At 73.3% G+C, this 12,654-nt stretch carries 12 protein-coding genes; 10 read left to right on the forward strand and 2 right to left on the reverse strand.

Annotated elements, in window-relative coordinates; all coding sequences use genetic code 11:
* Positions 1 to 24: 24 nt before the first annotated feature.
* The 5 genes from BSZ37_RS19110 to BSZ37_RS19130 are packed head-to-tail and all read left to right on the forward strand — an operon-like array spanning position 25 to position 4,997.
* Positions 25 to 474: an acyl-CoA thioesterase gene (locus tag BSZ37_RS19110; protein ID WP_095512078.1), complete on the forward strand. Its 450-nt coding sequence runs from the start codon at positions 25 to 27 to the stop codon at positions 472 to 474.
* Positions 471 to 860 carry a DUF3052 family protein gene (locus tag BSZ37_RS19115; RefSeq protein ID WP_095512079.1) on the forward strand — a complete coding sequence of 130 codons (390 nt, stop codon included), beginning with the start codon at positions 471 to 473 and terminating at the stop codon, positions 858 to 860. The genes BSZ37_RS19110 and BSZ37_RS19115 overlap by 4 nt, the downstream gene beginning before the upstream one ends.
* A 58-nt stretch (positions 861 to 918) precedes the next feature.
* On the forward strand, positions 919 to 1,833 hold the full coding sequence (locus BSZ37_RS19120; protein WP_095512080.1) for an MBL fold metallo-hydrolase: 915 nt from the start codon (positions 919 to 921) through the stop codon (positions 1,831 to 1,833).
* Between the two features lie 3 nt (positions 1,834 to 1,836).
* Positions 1,837 to 2,739, forward strand: a complete 903-nt coding sequence (gene nadC / locus BSZ37_RS19125; protein ID WP_095512081.1) for a carboxylating nicotinate-nucleotide diphosphorylase — start codon at positions 1,837 to 1,839, stop codon at positions 2,737 to 2,739.
* A 50-nt stretch (positions 2,740 to 2,789) separates the two neighbouring features.
* Positions 2,790 to 4,997: a choice-of-anchor B family protein gene (locus BSZ37_RS19130; RefSeq protein ID WP_095512082.1), complete on the forward strand. Its 2,208-nt coding sequence runs from the start codon at positions 2,790 to 2,792 to the stop codon at positions 4,995 to 4,997.
* Positions 4,998 to 5,000: 3 nt separating this feature from the next.
* Here BSZ37_RS19130 and BSZ37_RS19135 read toward each other — a convergent pair whose 3' ends face one another.
* Positions 5,001 to 5,453: a septal ring lytic transglycosylase RlpA family protein gene (locus tag BSZ37_RS19135; protein ID WP_179299764.1), complete on the reverse strand. Its 453-nt coding sequence runs from the start codon at positions 5,451 to 5,453 to the stop codon at positions 5,001 to 5,003.
* Between the two features lie 236 nt (positions 5,454 to 5,689).
* Here BSZ37_RS19135 and plsY point away from each other — a divergent pair, with 236 nt between their 5' ends.
* From plsY to BSZ37_RS19150, 3 genes are all read left to right on the forward strand, one after another.
* Positions 5,690 to 6,364 carry a glycerol-3-phosphate 1-O-acyltransferase PlsY gene (gene plsY, locus BSZ37_RS19140; RefSeq protein WP_218830575.1) on the forward strand — a complete coding sequence of 225 codons (675 nt, stop codon included), beginning with the start codon at positions 5,690 to 5,692 and terminating at the stop codon, positions 6,362 to 6,364.
* A gap of 184 nt (positions 6,365 to 6,548) precedes the next feature.
* Positions 6,549 to 7,247 (forward strand): hypothetical protein, encoded by a 699-nt coding sequence (locus BSZ37_RS19145; RefSeq protein WP_095512084.1) that lies wholly within the window; start codon positions 6,549 to 6,551, stop codon positions 7,245 to 7,247.
* 143 nt (positions 7,248 to 7,390) lie between these two features.
* Positions 7,391 to 8,167 carry a hypothetical protein gene (locus BSZ37_RS19150; RefSeq protein WP_095512085.1) on the forward strand — a complete coding sequence of 259 codons (777 nt, stop codon included), beginning with the start codon at positions 7,391 to 7,393 and terminating at the stop codon, positions 8,165 to 8,167.
* 42 nt (positions 8,168 to 8,209) lie between these two features.
* Here BSZ37_RS19150 and BSZ37_RS19155 read toward each other — a convergent pair whose 3' ends face one another.
* Positions 8,210 to 8,956: an arylesterase gene (locus BSZ37_RS19155; RefSeq protein WP_095512086.1), complete on the reverse strand. Its 747-nt coding sequence runs from the start codon at positions 8,954 to 8,956 to the stop codon at positions 8,210 to 8,212.
* Between the two features lie 143 nt (positions 8,957 to 9,099).
* Between BSZ37_RS19155 and BSZ37_RS19160 the strand changes: the two genes are divergently transcribed.
* Both BSZ37_RS19160 and BSZ37_RS19165 read left to right on the forward strand, forming a co-directional pair.
* Positions 9,100 to 9,852 (forward strand): ABC transporter ATP-binding protein, encoded by a 753-nt coding sequence (locus BSZ37_RS19160; RefSeq protein ID WP_095512087.1) that lies wholly within the window; start codon positions 9,100 to 9,102, stop codon positions 9,850 to 9,852.
* Between the two features lie 193 nt (positions 9,853 to 10,045).
* Positions 10,046 to 12,604 carry an ABC transporter permease gene (locus BSZ37_RS19165; protein WP_095512088.1) on the forward strand — a complete coding sequence of 853 codons (2,559 nt, stop codon included), beginning with the start codon at positions 10,046 to 10,048 and terminating at the stop codon, positions 12,602 to 12,604.
* Positions 12,605 to 12,654 lie beyond the last annotated feature (50 nt).

The following is a 12,654-nucleotide window of genomic DNA, read 5'->3' on the forward strand; positions in this document are numbered from 1 at the left end:
CACGCTGGACTGCGGGGGCACCCCATGACCCGATCGCCCGATCGCCCGATCCTCCACTTCACCCATCGCCACCGCGTCCGGTACCGCGAGTGCGACCCGATGGGGGTCGTGTACCACGCCCACGTCCTCGACTGGTTCGAGGCGGCGCGGACCGAGGCGCTCCGGGCAGCGGGCCTCCCCTACCGCGAGCTCGAGGAGAACGGCGTGATCATGCCCGTCGTGGACCTCGAGGTCAAGTACCACGCGAGCGTCCGCTACGACGACCTCGTAGAGGTCGAGGCCGCGTTCCCGAGTTTGGGCGTGCGCCTCCCCGTCGACTACCGCGTCCGCGTCGCGGGCGACGACGCCGTCCGGATCTCGGGCCGCGTGACGCTCTGCTTCGTCGACTCCGAGCGCGGCCGGCCGATCCCGCCCCCGACGCTCGTCCGCGAGACGTTCGCCCGCGCGGAGGGCGAGGAGCGCGCCGCGTCGTGAGCCGCGCGCTGTGGCAGAAGCTGGGCTACAAACCGGGCACGGTCGCCGTGGCCGACGAGGCACCGGAGCGCTACCGGTCCCTCCTCGCCGGCCTGCCCGGCGGCGTCACGTTCGGGACGCTCGACGACCGGCCCACGCTCGTCCACCACTTCACGACCGAGGCGGCCGGCCTCGACGCGCGGCTGGCCGTCTTCGCCGACGCCATCGCGCGCAACGGGGCGATCTGGGTGTCGTGGCCAAAGAAGGGGTCCGGCGTCGCGAGCACGGTGACCGGCGACGTCGTCCGCGGCGCCGCCTTCCCGCTCGGGCTCGTCGACGTCAAGGTCTGCGCCGTCGACGACACGTGGACGGCGACCAAGCTGGTGATCCGGAAGGAACTCCGGTAGCGAGCGAGGATCCCCGGCGGCGCGTCCGGGTTGCTCGCCTCCGCCCTCCCCTCCGCCGATGCCTCTCTCCCGCCGCCAGTTCGTCGCCCGGACCGCCGCTGCGACCGCCGCGCTCCCGTTCGTCTCCCCGCTGGCGGCGTCCGCCTCGGTGGCCTCGCCGAGCCGCTGGCCGAGGCGGGCCGAGTTCACGCCCATCCGCCGCGGCGTCGGCGCGTTCACGGACCGGGGCGGGACGATCGGGTACCTCCAGTCCGACGCCGCGCTCGTCGCCGTCGACACGCAGTTCCCCGAGTCCGCGGAGGCGTTCCTCACGGGCCTCCGCGACGGGTCCGACCGCGGGCTCGACCTCCTCGTCAACACGCACCACCACGGCGACCACACGGCGGGCAACCTCGTGCTGGCGCCGGTCGCCGAGCAACACGCGGCGCACGAGGCCGTCCCCGGCCTCCAGCGGGCCTCGGCCAGCCAGAGCGGGAGCCTCGACGCCCAGCGCTACGCCGACGCGACGTTCCGCGAGACGTGGAGCGCCGGCCTCGGCGACGAGACGCTCGCGCTCTACTACTTCGGGCCGGCCCACACCTGTGGCGACGCGGTCGTCCACTTCCAGAACGCCGACGTCGTCCACATGGGCGACCTCGTGTTCAACCGTCGCCAGCCGTACATCGACCGCGGGGCCGGCGCCTCCATCGAGAACTGGGGGACGCTCCTCGAGACGGTCCACGGCCGGTTCTCCGACGAGACGGTGTTCGTCTTCGGACACGCCGGCGACGGCTACCCGGTCATCGGCGATCGGTCGGACCTCCTGGTGATGCGCGACTTCCTCGCCGCGCTCCGCGAGACGATCGTCCCGCGCGCCGCCGACGGGGCGACCGCGGCCGACCTCGAAGCGACGGTGATCCCCGGCTTCGAAGCATGGGGCCCGACGCCCGCCCGCGTGATCGAGCCCGTCATCGCCGAGTTCGTCCGGTCCTAGTCCATGCTGCCTCTCCCCGACGCCGTCGCCAGTGACCTCGACGCGCTTCTCGACCGCGCCCTCGCCGAGGACGTCGGCCGGGGCGACGTGACGACGGAGGCGACGATCCCTGCGGGCACAAAGGCCACCGCTCACGCCCTCCTGAAGGAAGACGGCGTCGTCGCCGGGCTGGCCGTCGCCGAGCGCGTCTTTTCGCGCGTCGACCCCGACCTCACCGTCTCGTGGACGGCGAAGGACGGCGACCGGCTCGAGGCCGGGACCGTGTTCGGAACGGTCACGGGCCGCGCCCGGTCGATCCTCGTGGCCGAGCGGCTCGCCCTCAACCTGATGCAGCGGATGGGCGGGATCGCGACGGCGGCGGCTCGGATGGCCGAGGCGGCGACGCCGGCCGTGGTCCTCGACACCCGAAAGACCGCGCCGGGCCTCCGTGCGCTCGACAAGTGGGCCGTCGCGCTCGGCGGCGCGCAGAACCACCGCGCCGGGCTGTACGACATGGTCCTCGTCAAGGACAACCACATCGCCGCGGCCGGCGGCGTCCGCGCCGCCATCGACGCCGTCGGCAGGTACCTCATCGAGACCGACTACGACCTGAACGTCGAAGTCGAGGCGCGGACGCTCGACGAACTCGGCGAGGTGCTGGCGGCCGTCGACGCCGGCGCCCGGGTCGACCGCGTGCTCCTCGACAACATGGCGCGGCGGACCGACGACGGCCTCGACGTGTCGATGCTGGAGGAGGCCGTCCGCCGCGTCGGCGGGCGGATCGAGACGGAGGCCTCGGGCAACGTGACGCTGGAGACCGTCGGGCGGATCGGCCAGACGGGCGTCGACTACATCTCGTCGGGCGCGCTGACGCACTCGGTGACGGCGCTCGACGTGTCTTTGAAGGTCGGCCTCGACCTGGAGTGACGGAACGGGGCCGCACACGAACGGCACATGCCGCGGCGTACACTCCGACCATGCGCGCCTGCCTCGCCTCCCTCCTCGTCCTCACAGCCGGGCTGGCCCCCGCGACCGCTCAGCCCGTCCTCGCCCCCGGTCCCGCCGACCTCGTCCCCGAGGCGGCCCGCCTCGGGGACGACGCGCCCGGCCTCACGTGGGTGTGGAGCCCGGAGCCCCGCTGGCTCGACCCCGCCGACGCGAACCGCCGCTACTTCGACGGCGGCCTCGACTACGGCGCCAACTTCGTGTTCTCGACCGTCCCGGACGCCGAGGTGCCCCCAGTCACGATCGTGTTCGACCCCGCGACGCCCTCGACGGCCCGCGTCTTCTCCTACCGCCACGGGCTGGCCGACGCCGGCATCGGGCGGTTCGACGGGGCGGCCTATGACGTGTCGGACCCAGAGAACCCGCGGCGCCTCAACGTCGGGTTTCTCGAGGACAGCCAGACGAGCCAGCAGGATCGGACGTGGAACCCGGACGGCTCGCCGTTCGGCGCGCACGAGTACCTGATCGTCTTCGCCAGCGACTACGACCCGAAGGCGGAGACGTACGCGGGCGAGACGGCCTACGATCTCGACACGTACTACGGGCTCGCCGCCCGCGTCCGCGACGGACACGCGCTGTTCGAAACCGTCGCTGAGATGCGGTTCACGCCCGCCCCGCTCCGCGACGTCGCCGCCGCGGCCGTCGCCAACGGCGTGGCCGACGCCGTGTGGACGGCCGCGACCTACACGGGCGGCACCGACGTCCGCGCCGTGGTCGATGGCACCGTGCTCGCCACGGCCGATCCGTCGTCGGGCCGCGTCCGCGTGACCGGCCTCGACCCGGACCGGACCGTCGACCTCGCCATCCAGCTCCACGGGCCCGACGGGCTCATCGCCGAGCGGTCGATCCCCATCCAGGCGCGTGTCTCGGAGGGCGTGGCGGCGTTCTCGGCCCTCGATCCGGGACGGGCCCGGTCGTCGACCTACGGCGACACGTGGGGCTACGTGGCCGCGGACGGAACGGAGTACGCCCTGCTGGCGGTCCGCGACGGCGGGCTGTCGGTGATCGACGTAAGCGCGGCTCCGGGGGCGGCGCCCGTCGAGGTGGCCTACGTGCCCGCCCCGCCTCAGGCGACCGACACGAAGGACGTCAAGGTGTACGGCCACCACGCCTACGTGGTCAACGAGACGGGGCCGATCCAGATCGTCGACCTCAGCGACCCGACGGCCCCGGTCGAGGTCGGCCGCCTCGACGTCCAACCGGGCGTGACCGACGGCGGGTCGCACAACGTGCTCGTGGCCGAGGACCACCTGTGGGTGATCGGCGGGCGCTTCCAGGGCAACCCCGGCCTCCGTGTCTACGCCCTCACCGACCCGGCGAGCCCCGCCCTCGTCGACGCGTTCCGCCCCGACCACTGGCCGACGCCCTACTACCACGACTTCGAGGTCCGCGACGGGCGCGGCTACGGCTCGGCGATCTACAGCGGCGGCGGCGTCGACGTGCTCGACGTGTCCGACCCGACCGACGTCCGCCTCCTCACGTCGTTCTCGTACCCCGGCGCGGGCGTCCACAACACGTGCTCGACCGAGAACGGCCGGACGCTCTACGTCGGCGACGAGATCGGCACGAGCGGCAACTGGATCCGGATCTTCGACGTGGCCGACCTCGACGACGTCGAGCTGGTGGGCGAGGTCGTCGTCGACCCCAACGCCGTCGTCCACAACTGCTACGTCCGCGGCGACCGGCTCTACGTCGCCCACTACACCGAAGGCCTCCGGGTGTTCGACGTCTCGGACCCTCACGCACCGACCGAAGTGGCCTACCTCGACACGTTCCTCGAGCCGGGCTACGGCTTCCGCGGGGCGTGGACGGCCTACCCGTACCTGCCGTCGGGGAAGGTGCTCGTGTCCGACATGCAGACCGGCCTGTGGGTCGTCGCGCTCGAGGACGCCGCCGTCGCCGCAGAGCCCGCGTCGGCAGGGCCGACGGCGCTCCGCGTCTGGCCGAACCCGACGACCGGCGCGGCGACGCTGGCCTACGACCTCTTCGCGCCCGCCGAGGCGGACGTGGTCGTGCTCGACGTGCTCGGGCGGGAGGTCGCCCGCGTCCGTGAGACCGGCCGGGCCGGGACGAACCGCCTCTCCCTCGGCCTCGGCGACGCGCCGGCCGGGGTCTACGCCGTCCGTCTGACGGTCGCGGGTCGCGTTCGGGGCACCACGACCCTCACCGTCGCGCGGTAACGCCTAGACGTGCCGGGTCTTCCGGACGGGTGGGGCCTGGCGGCTCGGCAGCGCGGCCGGGTCGACGACCTCGAAGCGGACCCGGTGCGTCCCGCGCGAGCGCATGGCCAGCCGGTCGGCGGCGGCGCCGGAGAGGTCGAGTTGGCGCCCCCGGATAAACGGACCGCGGTCATTCACGCGGACGAGGACGCGGCGGTCGTTGTGCGTCGAGGTCACGCGGAGGAGCGTCCCGAACGGGAGCGACCGGTGGGCGGCCGTCAGCGCGCCGTGGTTGTAGCGCTCGCCGTTGGCGGTGCGGTTGCCGTGGAGCGAGGCGGCGTAGTAGCTCGCCACGCCGGTCCGGGCCGCGCGGCGGCTCTCGGCGCGCGCGCCACCCGGGACGATGGGGTCGGCCTGCTGGGCCACGCCGGGGAGCGCGAGGGCGGCGAGGGCCGCCAGAATCAGGAGTCGCGTCACACAGGAAGCGGGGGGGTGAGACAGGGCGAACGGGGCCTTCCGGGTCCCCATCCGCGGGCGTGTTCTCAGCGAGGTTAGAGCGCGGCATAACGGCGTCCTACTCGCAAGTCGAGTATCGCCGACTCTTGGAGGTCCCTCCACCGCCCCTCGACGGGACCCCCACTGTTCCTCCACAAACGGCTGGGACCGGGCCTGGAGGCAGCCCGTCTATCTTTCCGCTCCCTCCCATCACTGCGGTGCTCTCGCTCCTCGTCATCCTCGCCGCCAGCTACCTCCTCGGCGCCGTCCCGTTCAGCCTCGTCGTCGGGCGGATGATGGGCGTCGACCTCCGGAGGCACGGGAGCGGCAACGCGGGGGCCACGAACGCGCTCCGCGTGCTCGGCAAGGGGCCGGGCCTCCTCGTGTTCCTGCTCGACTTCGGGAAGGGGCTGGCGGCGGTCGCCCTCCTGTCGCAGATCCGTGTCGGCGGCGAGTCGCTCGTCGGGCTGCTCGGCTCGCGGCCGGAGCTCGCGGCGGCGTGGGCGGCGACGCTCGCGGGGACGGCGGCCATGGTCGGCCACGTGGTCACGGTCTGGGGCCGCCTGTTCTTCGGGTCGTGGAAGGGCGGGAAGGGCGTGGCGACCGGCGCCGGAATGCTGACCGGGCTGGCCCCGCTCCCGGTCGGGCTCGCGCTCCTCGTGTTCGTCGGCGTCCTCGCGGCGACGCGCTACGTCTCGCTCGGCTCGATCCTCGCCGCGCTGTCGCTCCCGCTGTCGCTCCTCGCGCTCCACTTCGGGTTCGGGTGGGAGAGCCCGCCGCCGGTCTGGATTTTCGCGACGGTCGTCCCGGCGTTCATCCTGTGGACGCACCGGGCCAACGTCCGCCGGCTCCTCGACGGGACCGAGTCGCGCATCGGCTCGAAGGCCGGCTGACCCCGCTCCCCGGACGGCGTCGCGCCGGTCCGGCTGGGCGCCGAGGCGGGAAGAGGGTAAAAAATGAGGCGCGTCAAGCGGCGCGGAAACAACGGCCTCGATCCCGAGGGGGATTCGCCCTCTCATCCGCGGCACACGAAACCGAGGTGGCCCGGGTTCGAGAGGGCCCATTCACCCCGTGCTCATGCGCCTCTCGTTCGTCGCCCTCGCCGCCCTCCTCCTCGCCCCGCTCGCCTCGGCCCAGTCGCAGTACGCCGACGGGGAGGGAACCTACCTCTCCCTCGGCCACCTCAAACTCTGGGGCGGGAACGGCGGCCTCTCCGGCGTCGAGTTCGGCGGCGAGATCGGCCGGCGGTTGGGGGACGGCGTCGACGTCGGCTTGATCGGGTCGTACGGAACGTACGGCCTCCGCAGCGACGAGTACGGCACGACGGGCTGGAGCGCCGGGGTCACGGCCGGGCTCACGCGCCCCGCCCCGCTCGGGACCGTCGCCCGCCTCCAGGGCCTCGTGGCGTACGGCAGCGTCGACGGGACCTACCCGGAGGCGGACGCGCCCGACCTGCGGTTCGACCGCTCGTCTCTCACGGGCGACGTCTCGGCCACGCTCGGCAAGGAGATCCCCATCATCGGGTCAGTCCGGCTCCAGCCCGCGGTCGGCCTCTACGGCCGCGCCGTCGGGACGGTGGACATCGGCGCGGACGACTCGTTCGAGCAGCGGCCGGGACCGCGTCTCGACGCAGGGCTCCAGTTCGAGCTCCCGGTTCGGTTCCGCCTGTTTGGCACCGACGCGGCCCTCGTGACGGGCATCCGTCGATCGCTGGTCCCGGGCGAGGTGTCTGCGCGCTCCGCCATCCCGATGGTCGGGCTCCGCATCAACTTCTGATAACGGATATATGGAGAGGTCCACCGGAGAGAAGAGGCATAAAAAGGTGCCTAGCGAGGGGGCCAGTTTGCCGGTACCCTCCGGCTCCTCATCCGCCCGGACTGTATCGACGCATCGCTACGCCCTTCCTTTCCCGCGTACTGATGCGTTCCGATCTCCGGGCTTTCGTGGTCCTCTCCGCCCTGCTGGCCGCGTCCGCCAGCGCCCAGCCCGCCGACGCCGACCGCCTTGGGCTTTACGCCGTCGTCGGCTCGGCCGCGCCCGCCCAGTCCCTCTTCCGCGGGCCTGCCGACCCGGTCCTCACGCTCGGCTACCGCGTCTCCGACGCCGTCCACGTCCAACTCGGCGCGCGGCTCGACACGGACCGGGTGCAGATCGGCGGCGACTTGCCCGGGATACGCCGTGAAGTCCCGGACCCCATCGACGCGGACGTCGAGAGCCGGACGCGGGCGCTGGCCGGCTCGGCCGGCGTGACGATGCCGCTCGGGCGTGCCGAGGTCCGCACGCAGGTGAGCCTGGGGGTCGACGTGCTCGACCGGACGGTGACGTCGTACACGTACGGGGCAGGGCCGGACGCACCGGTCGGCGTGCCGAAGACCACGGAGACCGCCGAGGCCTCGTCCACGTACCTGCACGCCGGAGTCAGCAGCCTCGTCACGCTTCCGATCCAGAGGAAGGGCGGTCGGCTCGCGCTTGGCGTCGGGCTCGCCGTCCTCATGACCGAGCGGATGCGCGGCACGATCGGCACGCCGCCGGCCTCCGGGATGGCCTTCCTCTCCGTCCCCGCGAGCCTCGAGGCGGGCCCGGTCCGCCTGACGGTCGACGCGCGAGCCGGGATCGCCCGTCGGCTGGAGGAGGGAGACGCGCTCTCCGAACGGTGGTCGCCGGTGACCGCGATCAGCGCGCGCGTCGAGATCTGAGCCATCCCCCCCGCCTCGGCGCCGAGGCGGGGACCCTCGGGTCTAGCTCGCGGCCTGGCTGGCAATCGGGACGACCGTCTCGGCGACCGTCTCGGCAATGATCCGTTGGCCCTCGGGCGTCGGGTGGACGCCGTCGGCCTGGTTGAGCCGGGCGACGCCGGCCACGCCGTCGAGCAGGAATGGGATGAAGGCCGCGTCGTGGGCCTCGGCAACGGCCGGGAAGACGGCGCGGAACCGCTCGGTGTAGTCCTCGCCGTAGTTCGGGAGGGCCTCCATGCCGGCCACGACGAGGCGGGCGCCCGGCGCGGCCTTCTCGACGGCGTCGAGGATCGCGTCGAGATTTTCGCGCGTGGCGGCCGGGTCGACGCCGCGGAGTCCGTCGTTGGCTCCGAGGGCGAGGACGAACACGTCGGGCGTGGTCTGGCGGAGGGCCCACGCGATCCGCCCGCGACCGCCCGCTGAGGTCTCGCCGCTTACGCCCGCATTGACGACGCGGACCGGTACGCCCGCCTCCTCCAACCGCGCGCCCACGAGCGCGGGGTAGGCGAGGTCGGGACTGGCGAGGCCGTAGCCGGCCGTGAGGCTGTCGCCGAAGAACAGGATCGTGACGGCCTCCTCGTCCGCGTCGTCGGCCGCCTCCGCGAACGGCGTGTCGGGCGTCGAGGGCGACTCGGGCGTGGCGGTCGAGAACGGCTCGACCGACTCCGGCCGCTCCGGGCCCGGGTCGGGCTCGACCTCCTGGCAGCCGGTGAACAAAACGAGAGCGGAGAGCATCAAGACGGTGCGCATGGCGTCGGTCGCATTTTCCAGAGACACCGGGTCCGGCGGAGGGCGGTTCCTGACCCGGCCGCTCTTGGTGAACCCTTCCGCGGGCTCCCCGTACGGGCGGCGCCGGATCGTCCGTTGGACCAACCAATCAGCCCCCTCCGCCCGTGGACGGCCCCGTCCTCTCCGCTCACGCCCTCTCCAAGACGTTCACGAATGCCGGCCGGTCGCTGACCGTCCTCGACGACGTGTCGTTCAGCGTCCCCGCCGGCGCGACGTGCGCCATCGTCGGGCCGTCCGGGAGTGGCAAGACGACGCTCCTCGGCCTGTGCGCCGGCCTCGACCGGCCGACGTCGGGCACGGTCCGCCTCGCCGGCGTCGACCTCGGCCCGCTCGACGAGGACGCCCGCGCCGCGCTCCGGTCCGAGGCCGTCGGGTTCGTGTTCCAGGGCTTCCGCCTGCTCCCGACGCTGACGGCGGCGGAGAACGTGGCGATCCCGCTCGAGCTCCGCGGCGAGCGCGGCGCCCACCAGTCGGCGCTGGAGTTGCTCGACCGCGTCGGACTCGCCGACCGCTCCGGCCACTACCCGACGCAGCTCTCGGGCGGCGAGCAGCAGCGCGTGGCGCTCGCCCGGGCCTTCGCCGGCCGCCCCCGCCTCCTCTTCGCCGACGAGCCGACGGGAAACCTCGACGCCGAAACGGGCGCCCGCGTCGAGGCCCTCCTGTTCGACCTCAACCGCGAGGCTGGAACCGCGCTCGTCGTCGTCACCCACGACCCGGAGCTGGCGGCGCGGTGCGAGCGGACGATCACCCTCCGCGCTGGCCGGGTCGTCGAGGACACGGGCCCCAGCCCCGCCCGCCTCGGCGCCGAGGCCGAAGAGGTGGGCGCCGAGGCGGAGACCGCCCGCGACACCGTCTGAGCACCATCGGCGTTTGCTCCTTGTCATCCTGAGGAGCAAAGCGACGAAGGATCTCACTCGAGCCGCCCCGGCACATCGATGGGAGAACCGATCGAGTCCGACGAGATCCTTCGCTCCGCTCAGGATGACACGGGTTTGAGGCCGGCGACCACACGTCCTCTCAGCCCCTCCCACACTCCTCCTCTCCAGCCCGATGGCCCTCTCCCCCGTCCGATTCGCCTGGCAGGACAGCCGCGGGATGCGGCGGCGGCTCGTGCTGTACGTCTCGGCGATGGCCCTCGGCGTGGCCGCCCTCGTCGCGATCCGGTCGTTCGGGATCAACCTCGAGCGGGCGGTCGAGGAGCAGTCCCGCGAGGTGTTCGGGTCGGACCTGGAGGTCCGGCGCGGGGCGGCGTTCTCGGATACGACGGAGGCGCTCATCGACTCGATCCGGACGGAGACCGAGGCGGCCGTGGTCCGCGAGGTCTCGTTCCCGTCGATGGCCCGCTTCCCGCAGTCGGCGGGGGGCGAGGGGCGGACGCGACTCGTCCAGATCCGCGCGCTCGACGGGCCGTACCCGCTCTACGGCCGCGTCGAGACGACGCCCGCCGACGCCGGCCGCCTCATCGGCCGCGACACGACGGGCGCGCTCGTCGACGGCACGCTCCTGCTCCAGATGGAGGCCGCCGTCGGCGACTCGGTCGCGGTCGGAGACCGGAGCTACCCCATCGTCGGGCAGGTCGACGGCGTGCCGGGGCAGACCGACATCGCCGGGCTCGTCGGGCCGCGCGTCTACCTCCCGCTGGCGAACGTTGACTCGACGCTCCTCGGCTTCGGCAGCCGCGTGCGGTACTCGACGGCGTTCCGCTTCGAGGACGAGGCCGCCGGCCTCGACGCCGCGCTGCCCCGCCTCGACGCCGCCGACGTGCGGTACGAGACGGCCGGCGAGGAGCAGGAGGAGGTGTCGGAAGCGTCGGGCTACCTCACGCGGTTCCTGTCGCTCGTGGGCTTCGTGGCGCTGCTGCTGGGCGGGATCGGCGTGGCGTCGTCGGTGAGCGTCTACGTGAGTGAGAAGGCCGAGACCGTCGCGACGCTCCGGTGCCTCGGCGTGTCGTCGCGCCGCGTGCTGGCGGCCTACGCGCTGCAGGCGCTGGCCCTCGGGTTCGTCGGCGCCGCGCTCGGCGCCCTCCTCGGGATCGGCGTGCAGCGGCTGCTGCCGGAGGTGTTCGCGAGCTTCCTGCCGGTCGACGTCGACAACGCGATCGCGCTGCGCGCCATCTTGGAAGGGATCGGCGTGGGGCTGGGGACCGCGCTCCTGTTCGCGCTCTTGCCGCTCGTCGGCGTCCGCCGCGTGCCGCCGTTGCGGGCGCTCCGCGAGGACGCCCGGGCGAGCGGGTTCGACCCGCTCCGGTGGCTCCTCGGCGCGCTCCTCGTGGCCGCCGTTGGCGGGTTCGCGTACCTCCAGACACAGAGCTGGGTCGGCGCGGCGGCGTTCGTCGGGGGGACGGCCGCCGTGTTCGCCCTCCTCGCGCTCGCGGCCACGCTCGTCCGGGCCGTCGTCCGCCGCGTCGTCCGCCCCGGCCTGCCGTGGGCGTGGCGGCAGGGGTTGTCGAACCTCCACGCGCCGGGCAACCAGACGCTCGTCCTCCTCTTGACGATGGGCCTCGGTGTCTTCCTCGTCCTCGCGCTCGGCCTCGTCCAGCGGTCGATCCTCGAACAGGTCGCGCTCCCGTCCCAGGAGGCCGGCGCGCCCGACGTGGTGCTGTTCGACGTGCAGCCGACGCAGGTCGACAGCCTCCGTGGGATCGTCGAGTCACAGGGCCTGCCGGTCGTCGACGAGGTCCCGCTCGTGTCGATGCGGATCGCCGCGCTCAACGGCGTGGCGGTCGACACCCTCAGCGAACGGGCCGACAGCTCGTTCGCGGGGACGGACGGCGGGCCGGAGCGGTGGGCGCTCCGCCGCGAGTACCGCTCGACCTACCGGTCCGAGACCGTCGACTCGGAGACCGTCGTCGCCGGCACCTTCGTGGGGACCGCCGGGGCGGACGACGCCGTGGTCCCGGTTTCGCTGGAGTCCGAGCTCGCGCTCGACCTCGCCGTCGGCGTCGGCGACCGGATCACGTGGGACGTGAGCGGGGCCGAGATCGAGACCGAGATCACGAGCCTCCGCGAGGTCGACTGGGCGCGCGTCTCGCCCAACTTTTTCGCCGTCTTCCCGGCCGGCCCGCTCGACGAGGCGCCGCAGACGTCGATCCTCCTCGTCCGCGCCGGCTCGCCGGAGGCCTCAGCGCGGCTCCAGTCGGCGGCGGTCGAGGCGTTCCCGAACGTGTCGGCCGTCGACGTCCGCCTCGTGCTGGCGCTCATCGACCGCGTGTTGGGGCGCGTCGCGTTCGTCCTCCGGTTCATGGCCCTGTTCGCCGTGGCGACCGGCCTGGTGGTGCTGGCGGGCGCCGTCCGCGTGGCGCTCGCGCAGCGGACGCGCGAGGCCGTCGTGCTACGGACGCTCGGCGCCAGCCGCGCGCAGGTCCGGCGGATCCTGGTGGCCGAGTACGCCCTCCTCGGCGTCCTCGCCGCGCTGACGGGCGGCCTGCTCGCCGTCGCCGGGGCGTGGGGGCTGGCCCGCTTCGCGTTCCAGATCCCGTTCGCGCCCGACGTAACGTGGCTCTTGTGGGCGTTGCTGGTAGTCCCGCTCCAGACGGTCGCCGTCGGTCTCGCGGGCAGCCGCGGTGCGCTCCGCCAGCCGCCGCTGGCGGTGCTGAGAGCGGAGGGCTAAGCACGGGAGGCTTTCGTGCCCCTACCCGGTGGCGACGTTTCAGGGCTCGG

Origin of the sequence: Rubrivirga marina (genome assembly GCF_002283365.1) — a bacterium.
Lineage (GTDB): Bacteria > Bacteroidota > Rhodothermia > Rhodothermales > Rubricoccaceae > Rubrivirga > Rubrivirga marina.